The 14,489-nt window shown below is 20.6% G+C and carries 13 protein-coding genes; 9 read left to right on the forward strand and 4 right to left on the reverse strand.

The annotated features are described in order from the left end of the window. Nucleotides 1–4: 4 nt before the first annotated feature. From SMPSPU_RS01015 to tatC, 3 genes are read left to right on the forward strand one after another with little or no spacing between them, the layout of a single operon-like run. On the forward strand, nt 5–2,713 hold the full coding sequence (locus tag SMPSPU_RS01015; protein WP_041094157.1) for a 2-oxoglutarate dehydrogenase E1 component: 2,709 nt from the start codon (nt 5–7) through the stop codon (nt 2,711–2,713). Between the two features lie 17 nt (nt 2,714–2,730). Further along, nucleotides 2,731–3,852: a dihydrolipoyllysine-residue succinyltransferase gene (gene sucB, locus SMPSPU_RS01020; protein ID WP_041093960.1), complete on the forward strand. Its 1,122-nt coding sequence runs from the start codon at nt 2,731–2,733 to the stop codon at nt 3,850–3,852. Between the two features lie 8 nt (nt 3,853–3,860). Beyond that, on the forward strand, nt 3,861–4,631 hold the full coding sequence (gene tatC, locus SMPSPU_RS01025) for a twin-arginine translocase subunit TatC (protein WP_041093962.1): 771 nt from the start codon (nt 3,861–3,863) through the stop codon (nt 4,629–4,631). On the opposite strand, the gene smpB is transcribed toward tatC, so the two are convergent. Beyond that, nucleotides 4,617–5,066 (reverse strand): SsrA-binding protein, encoded by a 450-nt coding sequence (gene smpB / locus SMPSPU_RS01030; RefSeq protein WP_041093964.1) that lies wholly within the window; start codon nt 5,064–5,066, stop codon nt 4,617–4,619. The two genes, tatC and smpB, sit on opposite strands and share 15 nt — an antisense overlap. A 94-nt stretch (nt 5,067–5,160) precedes the next feature. Between smpB and SMPSPU_RS01035 the strand changes: the two genes are divergently transcribed. Both SMPSPU_RS01035 and SMPSPU_RS01040 read left to right on the forward strand, forming a co-directional pair. Continuing rightward, entirely contained in the window at nt 5,161–5,466 is a 306-nt protein-coding gene (locus tag SMPSPU_RS01035) for an iron-sulfur cluster assembly protein (RefSeq protein WP_041093966.1), read from the forward strand. Nucleotides 5,467–5,548: 82 nt separating this feature from the next. After that, a complete protein-coding gene (locus SMPSPU_RS01040; protein WP_041093969.1) occupies nt 5,549–5,878 on the forward strand; it encodes a DUF3127 domain-containing protein in 330 nt (109 codons plus the stop codon). A gap of 57 nt (nt 5,879–5,935) precedes the next feature. Here the strand turns inward: SMPSPU_RS01040 and groL are convergent, their stop codons facing one another. The 3 genes from groL to miaB form a co-directional block, all read right to left on the reverse strand. Further along, nucleotides 5,936–7,573, reverse strand: coding sequence for a chaperonin GroEL (gene groL, locus SMPSPU_RS01045; protein ID WP_041093971.1), 1,638 nt, complete (start codon nt 7,571–7,573; stop codon nt 5,936–5,938). A gap of 4 nt (nt 7,574–7,577) precedes the next feature. Next, entirely contained in the window at nt 7,578–7,856 is a 279-nt protein-coding gene (locus tag SMPSPU_RS01050; RefSeq protein WP_041094159.1) for a co-chaperone GroES, read from the reverse strand. 276 nt (nt 7,857–8,132) lie between these two features. Continuing rightward, nucleotides 8,133–9,515, reverse strand: coding sequence for a tRNA (N6-isopentenyl adenosine(37)-C2)-methylthiotransferase MiaB (gene miaB / locus SMPSPU_RS01055; protein WP_041093973.1), 1,383 nt, complete (start codon nt 9,513–9,515; stop codon nt 8,133–8,135). 72 nt (nt 9,516–9,587) lie between these two features. Between miaB and sufB the strand changes: the two genes are divergently transcribed. Genes sufB through SMPSPU_RS01075 form a run of 4 tightly spaced genes read left to right on the forward strand, consistent with a single transcriptional unit; the run spans nt 9,588 to nt 14,339 of the window. Continuing rightward, nucleotides 9,588–11,033 carry a Fe-S cluster assembly protein SufB gene (gene sufB / locus SMPSPU_RS01060; RefSeq protein ID WP_041093976.1) on the forward strand — a complete coding sequence of 482 codons (1,446 nt, stop codon included), beginning with the start codon at nt 9,588–9,590 and terminating at the stop codon, nt 11,031–11,033. 26 nt (nt 11,034–11,059) lie between these two features. Further along, nucleotides 11,060–11,800: a Fe-S cluster assembly ATPase SufC gene (gene sufC, locus SMPSPU_RS01065; RefSeq protein WP_041093978.1), complete on the forward strand. Its 741-nt coding sequence runs from the start codon at nt 11,060–11,062 to the stop codon at nt 11,798–11,800. 11 nt (nt 11,801–11,811) lie between these two features. Next, complete coding sequence (locus tag SMPSPU_RS01070) at nt 11,812–13,116, forward strand: SufB/SufD family protein (protein ID WP_041093981.1); 1,305 nt, start codon at nt 11,812–11,814, stop codon at nt 13,114–13,116. Nucleotides 13,117–13,118: 2 nt separating this feature from the next. Next, nucleotides 13,119–14,339 carry an aminotransferase class V-fold PLP-dependent enzyme gene (locus SMPSPU_RS01075; protein ID WP_041093983.1) on the forward strand — a complete coding sequence of 407 codons (1,221 nt, stop codon included), beginning with the start codon at nt 13,119–13,121 and terminating at the stop codon, nt 14,337–14,339. The last annotated feature ends 150 nt before the right edge of the window (nt 14,340–14,489 follow it).

Here is a 14,489-nt window from a genome sequence, read left to right on the forward strand (position 1 = left end):
ATCTATGGAGAGATTTTCTTTCCTAAATACAATAAATTTTAACCAAATAGAAATATTATATAATAAATATTTAAAATCTCCTGATTCAATAGAACATAGTTGGCGTGCTTTTTTTCAAGGGTTTGATTTTTATAAAAAAAAATATAATATTTTTTTAAAAAAAAAATCAAAAAAAATTTTTAAAGAAATTAATGTGTTAAAATTAATTAATTTTTATAAAGAAAAAGGTCATTTATTTTCTAATATAAATCCTATATTTGAAAAAAAAATAAAATATGATCCTACATTAGATATAAAAAATTTTAATCTTGATAAAGAAGATCTTGATAATTGTTTTTTTTCTTCAAAAGAAATAGGAATATATCCATGTTCTCTTAAAGAAATAATTGGAGTTTTAAAAAAAAAATATTGTGAATCTATTGGATTAGAATATATGTATATAAATAATATAAAACAAATCAAATGGATTAATAACTGGATTAATAATAATAATAATTATATATTATCTAATAATGAAAAAATTAATTTTTTAATAAAATTAAATAAAGCTATAGAATTTGAAAAATTTCTTCATACAAAATTTGTAGGCCAAAAAAGATTTTCAATAGAAGGAAATGAATCTATTTTACCTGCTTTATATTATATTATTGAATATTCTTCTATTAATTATCCTATAGAGGATTTTGTAATAGGTATGTCACATAGAGGACGTTTAAATATATTATGTAATTTTTTTAAAAAAGAATGTAAAAAAATTTTTAATGAATTTTTAGGAAAAGAATATTATGAAAATAAATTTTTAGGAGATGTAAAATATCATTTAGGATATAAAAGATATATAAAAAATAAAATAGGTAAAAAAATTAATATTATTAATGTACCTAATTCATCTCATTTAGAATCTGTGGATCCTATTGTAGAAGGAATTGTTCGTGCTAAAATTGATAATGATTATAATGGTAATTATAATAAAGTTATACCAATTATTATACATGGGGATGCGTCTTTTTCTGCTCAAGGAATAGCATATGAAGTAATACAAATGTCATTACTTGAAGGATATAAAACTGGTGGAACAATACATATTATAATAAATAATCAAATTGGATTTACTACAAATTGCTCAGATTCTCGTTCAAGTATTTATTGTACAGATTTAGCTAAAGTTATTCTTTCTCCAGTTATACATGTTAATTCAGATGATATAGAATCAGTTATATATTCTATTCGTTTTGCTATAGATTTTCGTATGTATTCGAATAAAGATGTATTTGTAGATTTATTAGGTTATAGAAGATATGGGCATAATGAAGGAGATGATCCCCGTTTTACTCAACAATTTTTTTATAAAATGATTGATAATCATAAAAATATATATGATATTTATAAAAAAAAACTTAAAAAAAAGAATTTTTTTTCTAAAAAATTTTTAAAAAAAATTGAAAATAAATATAAAAATATTATTGAAAATGGATATAATGAATCTAAATATATAAAAAAAACTGAATTAGATAATTTTATTTCTTATAAAGATGAATTAATTTATGCTAAATATAAATATTTAATAAAAAAAGTAAATACTACTTTTCCAAAAAAAAAATTATTAGAAATAGGTAATAAAATTTATAATATAAATAAATATCAAAATATTTATAAAAAATTAAAAAAAATATTAATTAATAAATTATTTTTACTTATAAAAAAAAGAATTGTAGATTGGGGAATAGCGGAATTACTTGCTTATGGATCTTTATTATATGAAGGTTATAATGTAAGATTATCTGGAGAAGATGTAGAAAGAGGAACTTTTGCTCATAGACATATTGTAATTAATTCAGAATTTGAAGAAAAAATATTATTATTAAATAATATAGGTAAAGGTAAAATAAATGTTTATAATTCCTTATTATCAGAATATGGAGTTTTAGGTTTTGATTATGGATATTCCATGTTTTCTAACAAAACTTTAACATTATGGGAAGCTCAATTTGGAGATTTTAGTAATGGAGCTCAAATTATAATAGATCAATATTTATCTTCTGCAGAAACTAAATGGAAAATTAAAAATGGATTAGTTTTACTTTTACCTCATGGATATGAAGGTCAAGGATCAGAACATTCTTCTTCAAGAATTGAAAGATATTTACAATTATGTGCAAATTATAATATGTTTATATGTAATTGTAGTACTCCATCAAATTTTTATCATCTTTTAAGAAGACAAATAAAATCTAATTTTAGAAAACCATTAATAATATTTACTCCAAAAAGTTTATTAAGAAATATTAAATGTATTTCCTTATTAAAGGAATTATCTAATGGAGAATTTGAAGAAATTATATATGATAAATATATAAAAAAAAAAAATGTAAAAAAAATAATTTTTTGTTCTGGAAAAATTTATTATGATATTTTAAAAAAAACAAAAAAACTTAATAATAAAAATATTGCGATAATAAGAATTGAACAATTATATCCAATAAAAAATAATTATATTGAAAATATACTAATGCAGTATAAAAATAAAAAATATATTCTTTGGGTACAAGAAGAACCAGAGAATATGGGAGTATGGCCTTATTTATATATAAAATATAGGAAAATTCCATGGATACTTATTTCACCACCTGAAAGTTCAGCACCTTCTACCGGTTCATATAATAGTTTTTTTAAAAATCATATAGAATTAGTAAATAAAATTTTTACTATATAATATTAAATTTAAAATTAATGATATTAGAAATAAAAGTTCCTTCTCCAGGAGAATCAATAACAGAAGTTGAAATCTCATCTTGGTTAGTTAAAAATGGTGATTTTGTTAAAAAAAATCAAGTTATTGCAGAAATAGATTCAGATAAGGCTACTTTAGAAATCTGTGCAGAAGAAAGTGGCATGTTAATTATAAAAGCGAAAAAAGGAGATATTTTAAAAGTAGGAGAAATATTATGTTTAATAGATACTTCTTTTTCAAAAGAAAAAAGAAATTTTAGAGCTCCATCAACAATAAAAATATTAAATCAATATAAAATTGAGAAAAAAAAAATAATTTCAACTGTTAAAAATAAAAAAGATGATGCTCTTAAAAAAATCCCATCTATGGGAACTAAAAATTTAATTAATAGATCTTTTGACATAACAAAGTTATCTAAACTTAGACGGAAATTATCAGAAAGACTTGTTTCCGTGAAAAATGAAACAGCTATGCTGACTACTTTTAACGAAGTAGATATGAGTAATATATTTTTTTTAAGAAAAAAATATAAAAATATTTTTAAAGAAAAACATGGAGTTAAATTAGGCTTCATGTCTTTTTTTGTAAAATCTTGTATAATAGCGTTAAAAAAATATCCAGATATTAATTCTATGATAGATGGGGAAAATAAAATAAATTTTAAATATTATGATATAAGTATTGCAGTATCTGGACCAAAAGGTTTGATGGTCCCAGTTATTAGAAATGCTGATACTCTTTCTTTTAGAGGAATAGAAAAGACTATAAAAAATTTATCTAATAGTATAAAAAATTCAACTATATCTATAGATGATATTACTGGAGGTACTTTTACTATAACAAATGGAGGTATTTTTGGATCTATGTTATCTACTCCTATAATAAATCCTCCCCAAAGTGCTATATTAGGTATGCATAATATAGTAGAAAGACCTATCGTAAAATTAGGAAAAATAGAAATTAGACCAATTATGTATTTAGCATTATCTTATGATCATCGTCTAATAGATGGAAAAGAAGCAGTGGGATTTTTATTATCAATAAAAGAATCAATAGAAAATCCTATTAAAAATTTAATAGGATCAGAAGAAAATTTAAAAAATTCTTTTGAATTAAAATAAAATTATTAATGAATACATGTGAAAAACAATTATTTTTTTATCATGTTAAAGAATTGAGAAAGAGGGTAGTACGTAGTATTATTAGTATAATAATATGTACATTATATTGTTTTAATAAAAAAAAAATTATATTTGAGAATATTCTTTTTTATCCTGCTAAATCTAATTTTATATCTTATCAATTTTTTTATAAAATTGGTCTTTTTTTTAATCCAAAAATTAATATATTACCAAATAATATTTGTATTCAAAATATCCAATTATTTGGACAATTTCATATTTATCTTTTGATATCTTTAATAGGTGGAATTATTTTATCTTTTCCATTTATATGTTATGAATTATGGAAGTTTATTAAACCTGGTCTTTCTAAAAAAGAAAGACAAAATATAAAAAAATTTTTTTTTATATTTTTATCATTATTTATAATAGGTTTATTATTTGGATATTTTATTCTTTCTCCATTTGCAATACAATTTGCAGATAATTTTTTTATAAGTGAATTACCTAAAAATATTTTTGATTTAAATGATTATGTATCAATAATAATTGAATCGACATTATTAATGGGAATAGTTTTTTTATTTCCTATAATTCCATTTTTTTTAAAAAAAATTAATATAATTAAATCAGGTTTGTTAAAAAAATATAGAAAACATGCATTTTTAATATTATTTATAATAGCTTCTGCTATTACTACTGGAGATATTATAACAACTATAATTGTATTTATTCCTTTTTATTTATTATTTGAAATAAGTTTATTAATTATTAATTAATTTTTTTTTTTCTCTTTCTATATCTTTTATTTTTATTAATTGACGTTTATCATATTTTTTTTTACTTTTAGCTAGAAAAAAAATTAATTTTATATATCCTCTATTATTTAATAGAATTTTAGTAGGAATTATATTGAATTTAAATTCATTTATTTTCTTTTTTATTTTATAAATTTCTTTTTTTTTAAGAAGAATTTTTTTTATTCTTTTAGAATCAAAATTCTCTCCAAAAGAAGAATTTGATATATACATATCATATACATATATATTATTATTTATTAATTTACAATAACTATTATTTATAGATACTTTATTTTGTTTTATTGATTTAACTTCACTTCCTAATAAGACTATTCCAGCTATAAATTTATATTTATTTAATAATTCATAATCAAAAAAAGCTTTTTTATTCTTAATATTTAGGTTATATTTCATATAACTTTATTTATATATTATTTAATAAAAATAAAAAACAATTTTTATTAGATAAATTACATTTAATGTCTTATTAAGAAATATAATAATTTATATGATAAAAATATATATATTTGATATAATATCTGTCTTAAAAGATATATATGATCCAGAAATTCCAATAGATATATATGAATTAGGTCTTATATATGATATAAGAATAGAAAATAATAATAATATTCAAATTATTATGACCCTTACTACACCTAATTGTCCTGTAGCAGATATTTTACCTAATGAAGTAAAATTTAAAATTTTTAATATTAAAAATGTAAAAAATGTAGAAGTAATCCTTACATTTTATCCTAATTGGACATATGAAATGATGAGTGAAGTTGCTCGTTTAGAATTAACATTATAATTAAATAAATTATTTTAAAAAACAATTTTTAAAAAAAAAAAAAAATACTTATATTATTCTTATTAATTAATTTTTAAAGGCCATGGAAATAATTGGTTTAGTAAAAACTATATTTGACATTCAAGTATTGAAAAATGGGTTTAAAAAAAGAGAAATACTTTTCTTCACAGAAGAACAATACCCACAAAATTTATTAATTGAATTTATTCAAGACAAAATAAAATTATTAGATGCTCTTAAAATAGAAGATAGAATTAAAATTTTTATTAATTTAAAAGGAAGAAAATGGACTACGCCAAATGGAAGCGTTAAATACTTTAATTCAATTCAAGGATGGAAAATAGAAAAAATTTTAAATAAAAAAAATATATCTTCATCAGATGGAAATGAATTTGATGATTTCCCTTTTTAAAGTAAAACCTCCAAAATAAGTTTATATTATTAATTTATTTTGGGGGTTAATTAAAATTTACATCATTCCTCCCATTCCTCCACCACCACTAGGCATTTGTGGCATAGTTTGTTCTTCTTTTTTTATTTCTGTAATAACACATTCAGTAGTTAATAACATTCCAGAAACTGATGCAGCATTTTCTAATGCTACACGTGTTACTTTTGTTGGATCAATTATTCCTTCATAAATCATATTTTTATATTCACCTAATTTAGCATCGTAACCGAATTCATCTTTGCCTTCAGCAACTTTAGCAACTATTACTGAACCTTCTTCACCAGCATTAGCAACTATTTGACGTAAAGGCTCTTGTAAAGAACGTTTAACAATTTTTATACCTGTATCTTGATCTACATTATCTCCTTTAATTTCACTTAAAGCTTTTATTGCACGAACTAATGCTACTCCTCCTCCAGCAACTATTCCTTCTTCAACTGCTGCTCTTGTAGCATGTAAAGCATCATCTACACGATCTTTTTTTTCTTTCATTTCAACCTCAGATGCAGCACCTACATATAAAACTGCAACTCCTCCAGCTAATTTAGCTAATCTTTCTTGAAGTTTTTCTTTATCATAGTCAGATGTAGTAGTTTCTATTTGAGCTTTTATTTGATTTACACGTGATTCTATATCGTATTTATCTCCATGTCCATTTACAATAGTAGTATTATCTTTATCTATAGTTACTCTTTCTGCTTTTCCTAAAAAATTTAATTTAGTATCTTCTAATTTACTTCCTGTTTCTTCAGAAATAACCGTTCCTCCAGTCAAAATTGCAATATCTTCTAACATTGCTTTTCTTCTATCTCCAAAACCTGGAGCTTTTACTGCTGCTACTTTTAAAGCACCTCTAATTTTATTTACTACAAGAGTAGCTAATGCTTCTCCTTCAACTTCTTCTGATAGAATTAATAAAGGTTTACCAGATTGAGCAATAGGTTCAAGTATAGGAAGTAGATCTTTCATAGAAGAAATTTTTTTATCAGAAAGTAATATATAAGGATTATCAAATTCTGTAATCATTTTTTCAGAATTAGTTACAAAATATGGAGATTGATATCCACGATCAAATTGCATTCCTTCAACAACATCTACAGTCGTTTCTATTCCTTTTGCTTCTTCAACAGTAATTACACCTTCTTTTCCTACTTTTTCAAAAGCAACTGATATTAATTCACCTATAGTTTCATCATTATTAGCAGATATTGAAGCTACTTGTTTAATTTTTTCATTACTTCCTCCTACTTCTCTAGATTGTTTTTTTAAATCATTAACAACAGCTTCTACAGCTTTATCTATTCCTCTTTTTAAATCCATAGGATTAGCTCCAGCTGCTACATTTTTTAATCCTTCACGAACTATAGCTTGTGCTAATACTGTAGCCGTAGTAGTTCCATCTCCTGCTATATCATTCGTTTTAGAAGCTACTTCTTTTACCATTTGAGCTCCAAGATTTTCTATAGGATCTTCTAATTCTATTTCTTTAGCTACTGAAACACCATCTTTAGTAACTTGTGGCCCTCCAAAAGATTTTTGTAAAACAACATTTCTTCCTTTTGGTCCTAAAGTTACTTTAACAGCATTAGCTAATGCATCTACTCCTTTTTTTAATTTATCTCTAGCTTCAATATCAAATTTAATATTTTTTGACATATATTTAAATTATAGCAAATATATCCGATTCCCGCATTATTAAATAATCTTTTCCATTTAATTTAAGTTCTGTTCCAGAATATTTTCCATATAATACTTTATTTCCAATTTTTACAGTTAAAGGTTCATTTTTTTTTCCTAATCCTACTGCTACTACTATTCCTTCTTGAGGTTTTTCTTTTGCTGTATCAGGTATAATTATTCCTGAAGAAGTAATATTTTCTGTTGGAGAGGGTTCTATTAAAACACGATCTGATAAAGGTTTTATTTTTAAAATTTCCATTTTTTTTTTTTTTATATATGCCATATTTTTTTTTTTTTTTTTTACTTAAAAAAAAAATATAATATTTTTAATATGTAATATTATTTATCATTTCATTTGAAATGAAAATTAAAATAATTAATATTAACGCTAATAAAAATATTTTTTTTTTAAGAAAATCATTTATTTTTTTTTTTATCAAAACCTAATTATTTGTTTGAATAAAAATAATTATTATTAATAATAAACATATTATAATAAAAAAAAAATCTATTATATAATAAATCATTTGATGAATCATAAATAGTATTTTTCATTTAATAAATCTCCTATTAAAGTAGCAGATGTACAATTATTAATTTTAACTTTTAAAAAATCTCCTATTTTAAATTTTTTTTTAGGAAAAATTACTATATCATTTTTAGAATTTCTTCCATAAAAAAAATTAATATTTTTTTTTGAAATTCCCTCTATTAAAATTTCTTGAATATTTCCAATAGATTTACTTAATCTAAAATAGGAATGTTTTCTTTGTAAAGATATAATTTCTTTTAATCTACGTTTTTTTATTTCTAAAGAAACATTATCAATTAAATGTTTATAAGCATATGTTCCTATTCGATGGGAATATATAAACATATATGAAAAATTATATTTTACAAGTTTCATTAAATTCAATGTTTCATTATGATCATATTCATATTCATTACAAAATCCCGTGATAATATCACAAGATATTGAACAATTAGGTAAAATTTTATTTATTTTATTTATAAGTAAAATATAATCTTCACGTGTATGTTTTCTATTCATTAATGATAAAATTTTATTACTTCCTGATTGAACTGGTAAATGAATATGTTTACATATATTTTTATATTTTTTAATTATATTTAAAACCTTATATGACATATCATTAGGATTAGAAGTACAAAAACGAATTCTCATAAAAGGAACTGAAATAGCAACTAATTCTAATAAATTAGAAAAATTTATAATTCTTTCATTTTTTATTTTTGATTTTTTAAAATTTTTTTTTAATCCCCCTCCATACCATAAATATGAATCTACATTTTGACCTAAAAGTATAATTTCTTTATATCCTTTTTTAAATAAAAATTCACATTCTTTTATAATACTATGTGGATCACGACTCTTTTCACGACCTCTTGTAAAAGGAACAACACAGAAAGTACACATATTATCACATCCTCGCATTATAGTAACAAACGCCGTTATTTTATTTTTATCTCTTTTAGGTAAAATATCTGCATAAGTTTCATTTTTAGAAAAAAAAGTATTTATATATTTATATGATTTATTATAAATCTTTCTTATTAAAGAAGGAATTTCTCTATAAGAATCTGGCCCTAAAACTAAATTAATTATATTATTAATTTTTAATATTTTTTTTTTAAAATTTTGAGCCAAACAACCCAATATTCCTATTATAATATTATTATTTTTTTTTTTTAAAAATTTAAGTTGATTTATACGTAATAATATTTTTTGTTCAGATTTTTCTCTTATAGAACATGTATTTATTAATATGATATTAGCCTTTTTAAAATTTTCAGTTTTAATAAATCCTTCATTATCTAAAATAGAACATATAATTTCACTATCAGAGATATTCATTTGACAACCATAATTTTCTATATAATATTTTTTATTTATCATTGTTAAATTTTATTATATTAAAAAATATATATATTTATTATATAAATATTTTTTTAATAAAAAATTAAATAAATGATAAAAAAAAAAAAAGAATTTAATATTATAGATAATATTGAAAATTCTTATTATAAATATGGATTTTATACTAATCTAGAATCAGATAAAATTCCAAAAGGAATTAATGAAAATATTATAACTCATATATCAAGAAAAAAAAATGAACCCGATTGGATGTTAAAAAGAAGATTAAAATCATATAAAATATGGAAAAAAATGATTCCTCCTAAATGGGGAAATTTTTCATATAAAATCCCTGATTTTCAAAACATAAGTTATTATTCTGCTATAAAAAAAAATAAATTTCTTAAAAAAGAAATTGATAACAAATTATTAGATACTTTTAATAAATTAAATTTAAAATTAAAAAAAAATAAAAAATTATCAAAAATAGCATTAGACGTAATTATGGATTCTGTTTCTGTTACTACAACTTTTAAAAAAGTTTTATCAGAAAAAGGAATAATATTTTGTCCTATTAGTAAAGCTATAAAAAAATATCCTGATCTTATAAAAAAATATATAGGTAAAATAGTTCCAATAAAAGATAATTTTTATTCAGCATTAAATTCAGCTGTTTTTTCTGATGGATCTTTTTGTTATATCCCAAAAAATGTACGTTGTCCTGTAGAATTATCTACATATTTTCGTATAAATGAATCAGGAATAGGTCAATTTGAAAGAACACTTGTAATTGCTGATAAAAATTCATATGTTAGTTATTTAGAAGGATGCACAGCTCCTCAACGGGAAGAAAATCAATTACATGCTGCTGTTGTTGAATTAATAGCTTTAGAAGGTGCTGAAATTAAATATTCTACTGTACAAAATTGGTATCCTGGAGATAAAAATGGGATAGGTGGAGTTTTTAATTTTGTAACTAAAAGAGGATTATGTGAAAAAAAATCTAAAATATCATGGACTCAAATAGAAACGGGATCAGCTATAACTTGGAAATATCCATCTTGTATTTTAAAAGGTGATGATTCAATAGGAGAATTTTATTCAGTAGCTTTTACAAAGAATTTTCAAAAATCTGATACTGGAACCAAAATGATTCATTTAGGAAAAAATACTAAAAGTACTATTATTTCAAAAGGAATATCAGCTGGATTTTCTAAAAATAGTTATAGAGGATTAGTAAATATTTCTTCTAATGCTATTAATTCACGTAATTTTTCACAATGTGATTCTTTATTAATAGGGAATACCTGTAGTGCTCATACTTTTCCTTTTATAAATGTAAAAAATAATTCATCTAAAGTTGAACATGAAGCTACAACGTCTAAAATAGAAGAAGATCAAATTTTTTATTGTAATCAACGTGGAATTAATTTAGAAAAAGCCATTTCACTTATAGTTACTGGTTTTAGTAAAAATATTTTAGATAGATTACCTATGGAGTTTGCAATAGAAGCGAGGAAATTATTAGAAATAAAATTAGAAGGTTCAGTAGGATAATGAATAAATATTAAAAATTAATTTTTATGTTAAAAATAAAGAATTTATCTGTTTCAGTAAAACAAAATAACATATTAAAAAATGTTAATTTAACAATTAATAAAGGAGAAATTCATGTAATAATGGGACCTAATGGATCAGGGAAAAGTACATTAGCCTCTATAATAGCTGGAAAAAAAGATTATAAAATAAATAAAGGTCAAATTTTATTTGAAAATAAAGAATTAAATTTTTTAGCTCCAGAAGAAAGAGCTCATTTAGGAATTTTTTTATCTTTTCAAGATCCAGTAGAAATTCCTGGTATATCAATTCTTAATTTTATAAGAATTTCTCTAAATTCTATAAGAAAAGCAAATTCTAAAAAAGAAATAGATTCTTATAAATTTTTAAAAAAAATAAGAAATGTATCTGATCTATTAAAAATAGATAAAAATTTTCTTTCAAGATCTTTAAATGAAGGCTTTTCAGGAGGTGAAAAAAAACGTAATGAAATATTTCAAATGTGTATGATTAATCCAAAATTATCAATTTTAGATGAAATGGATTCTGGTTTGGATATAGATGCTATTAAAACTTTATCTTTAGGAATTAATAAATTAAAAAATAAAAATAATTCTATATTAATAATAACTCATTATCAAAGATTATTAAATTATATAATACCTGATTATGTACATGTTTTAGATAAAGGTAAAATAGTTAAATCTGGAAATAAAGAATTAGCGCTAAAAATTGAATCAAAAGGATATGATTGGATTAAAAATTAATTTTTAATTTTATGAAATTTAAAAAAGAAAATATTAATTTTAATAATTATATATATAAATATCTAAATATTATTAGAAATAAATCAATAAAAAAAATTAATAAAAATAATTTATATTTATTTGAATATGAAAAATGGAAAAATTATGATATATCATCAATAATTGATTACGAATATTCATTTCCTATTAAAGAAAAAGAATCAATTTATTTAAAATTATTAAATAAATATGTATTAGATGTCGATGGATTTTATTTATTTTTTATAAATGGATTTTATATTTATAATTTTTTTAAAAAAAAAAATAAAAATTTTTTATCATTAAATGATATTATTATAAATAATAAAAGTTATTGTAATTCCAATATTGAAAAATATTATGGTAAATCATTATCAAATAATGATAATTTAAATTATTTTAATTTTCTTTTTTCAAAAGATGGAGCATATATATATATCCCTGACGGGATTTTTTTTAAAAAAAATATATATATAATATATATATATAATATAAGAAATGATTATTCAATTATTAATCCTAGAAATTTAATAATTTTAGGAAAAAAAACTAAAGCTAAAATTATAGAAATACATGAATCATTAACAAATAAAATTTTTATGAGTAATTCCGTTACTGAAATTTTTAATGAAAAAAAAAGTTATTTAGATTATATTAAAATTCAAAATAATTTATCTTTTTCTTATTTAAAAGATAACACTTTATTAACACAAAAAAAAAATAGTTATTGTTCAATAAATACTTTTTCCTTTGAAGGAAGATTATTAAATAATCATATTAATTTTTTTAATTGTGGTAACAATTCAAAATTTAATTTTAATGGACTTACAATAATAAAAAATAAATCATTAAATCAAATAATAGATAATAAAATATTAATAAATCATTTATATACTAATTGTGAAAGTAATCAAACTTATAAATATATTTTAAATGGAAGATCAAAAGGTATTTTTAATGGTCTTATTAAAGTTCATAAAAATGCGAATAATATAAATGCTTTACAAAAAAATGATAATATTTTAATTTCAAATAAATCTTTTATTTATACTAAACCTGAATTAAAAATTTATGCCAATAATGTTAAATGTACACATGGATGTACTATAGGTAAAATAGATAATGAAAAAATATTTTATTTTCGTTCTAGAGGAATTAAAAAAAAAATAGCTAAATACATCTTATTATTTTTATTTTCTAAAGAAATTTTAAAAAAAATAAAGATATATAATCTAAAAATATATATATATAATATAATTATATATAAATTAAAAATTTTAAATTTAAATTTAATATAAAAATGTTATCTAAAATAGATATTAAAAGAATAAGAAAAAAATTTCCTATATTAAAGACTATTATTAATAATAATAAACTTATTTATTTTGACAATGCTGCAACTACTCAAAAACCTAATAAAGTAATTAATTCAATAAAAAATTATTATTCAAATATAAATTCTAATGTTCATAGAGGAGCTTATTATTTAAGTAATATAGCTACTGAAAAAATGGAATTTAGTAGAGAAAAAATTAAATCATTTATAAATGCTAAATATTCACATGAAATAATTTTTACAAGTGGGGCTACAGAAAGTATTAATTTAATAGCTAATAGCATTTCATATTTAATAAATAAAAATGATGAAATAATCATTCCATATTCTGAACATCATTCAAATATAATTCCATGGCAAATACTTTGTAAAAAAAAAAAAGCATTATTAAAAATAATACCTATAGATTATTATGGAAATTTAAAATTTGATTATTTTAAATATATTATTTCTAATAAAACAAAATTAATTTCTTTAAGTCATATAACTAATGCATTAGGTGTTATTAATCCAATTAAGAAAATTATTTATGAAGCAAAAAAATATAATACATTAGTTTTAATAGATGGTTCACAAGCTATATCTCATATTCCTATAAATATACAAAAAATAAATCCTGATTTTTATGTATTTTCTATACATAAAATGTATGGTCCTACTGGAATCGGAGTTCTTTATGGAAAAGAAGAAATTTTAAACATTTCACCTCCATATCAATATGGAGGTGAAATGATTAACAAGGTTACATTTAAAAAAGCAACATATGCTAATATACCATTTAAATTTGAAGCAGGAACACCTAATATAGGAGGGATTCTATCGACAATAGATGCCATAAAATTTATAGAAAAAATAAATATAAAAAATATTAAAATATATGAAGATAAAATTATTAATTATACAATTAAATTATTAAGTAATATAGAAGGAATTAAAATATATGGAAAAAATAAAAAAAGGTCGAGTATTATATCATTTAATATAAAAAATATTCATCCATTTGATATAGGCAAATTATTAGATAATTTTGGCATAGCTGTAAGAACAGGAAATCATTGTGCACAACCTATAATGGATTTTTTATCTATTCCTGGTACTATAAGAATAAGTTTTGCTATATATAATACTTTTGAGGAAATATATTTTTTTTATAAAAAAATATTAAAAATTAAAAAAATTTTTTAATTATAAATACCTGCTAATGTCTTAATTAAAATTAAGAATTTTATTAATTTGTTATTTAACAAGTAAATTAAATATAAAATTTATATTATTATGATAAAAAAAAAAAAAAAATTAAAGTTGTAGAATTTACTACTGTTAATGAATTAGCAT

The organism is Candidatus Karelsulcia muelleri PSPU (assembly GCF_000829155.1).
GTDB classification, from domain to species: domain Bacteria; phylum Bacteroidota; class Bacteroidia; order Flavobacteriales; family Blattabacteriaceae; genus Karelsulcia; species Karelsulcia muelleri_A.

Bases quoted from the DNA above. Each gene is read 5' to 3' on its own strand.
- SMPSPU_RS01050 (WP_041094159.1), bottom strand. From the start codon at position 7,856: ATGGAAATTTTAAAAATAAAACCTTTATCAGATCGTGTTTTAATAGAA.
- SMPSPU_RS01035 (WP_041093966.1), top strand. From the start codon at position 5,161: ATGATAAAAATATATATATTTGATATAATATCTGTCTTAAAAGATATA.
- SMPSPU_RS01040 (WP_041093969.1), top strand. From the start codon at position 5,549: ATGGAAATAATTGGTTTAGTAAAAACTATATTTGACATTCAAGTATTG.
- miaB (WP_041093973.1), bottom strand. From the start codon at position 9,515: ATGATAAATAAAAAATATTATATAGAAAATTATGGTTGTCAAATGAAT.
- sufB (WP_041093976.1), top strand. From the start codon at position 9,588: ATGATAAAAAAAAAAAAAGAATTTAATATTATAGATAATATTGAAAAT.
- sufC (WP_041093978.1), top strand. From the start codon at position 11,060: ATGTTAAAAATAAAGAATTTATCTGTTTCAGTAAAACAAAATAACATA.
- groL (WP_041093971.1), bottom strand. From the start codon at position 7,573: ATGTCAAAAAATATTAAATTTGATATTGAAGCTAGAGATAAATTAAAA.
- tatC (WP_041093962.1), top strand. From the start codon at position 3,861: ATGAATACATGTGAAAAACAATTATTTTTTTATCATGTTAAAGAATTG.
- SMPSPU_RS01070 (WP_041093981.1), top strand. From the start codon at position 11,812: ATGAAATTTAAAAAAGAAAATATTAATTTTAATAATTATATATATAAA.
- SMPSPU_RS01015 (WP_041094157.1), top strand. From the start codon at position 5: ATGGAGAGATTTTCTTTCCTAAATACAATAAATTTTAACCAAATAGAA.
- smpB (WP_041093964.1), bottom strand. From the start codon at position 5,066: ATGAAATATAACCTAAATATTAAGAATAAAAAAGCTTTTTTTGATTAT.
- sucB (WP_041093960.1), top strand. From the start codon at position 2,731: ATGATATTAGAAATAAAAGTTCCTTCTCCAGGAGAATCAATAACAGAA.
- SMPSPU_RS01075 (WP_041093983.1), top strand. From the start codon at position 13,119: ATGTTATCTAAAATAGATATTAAAAGAATAAGAAAAAAATTTCCTATA.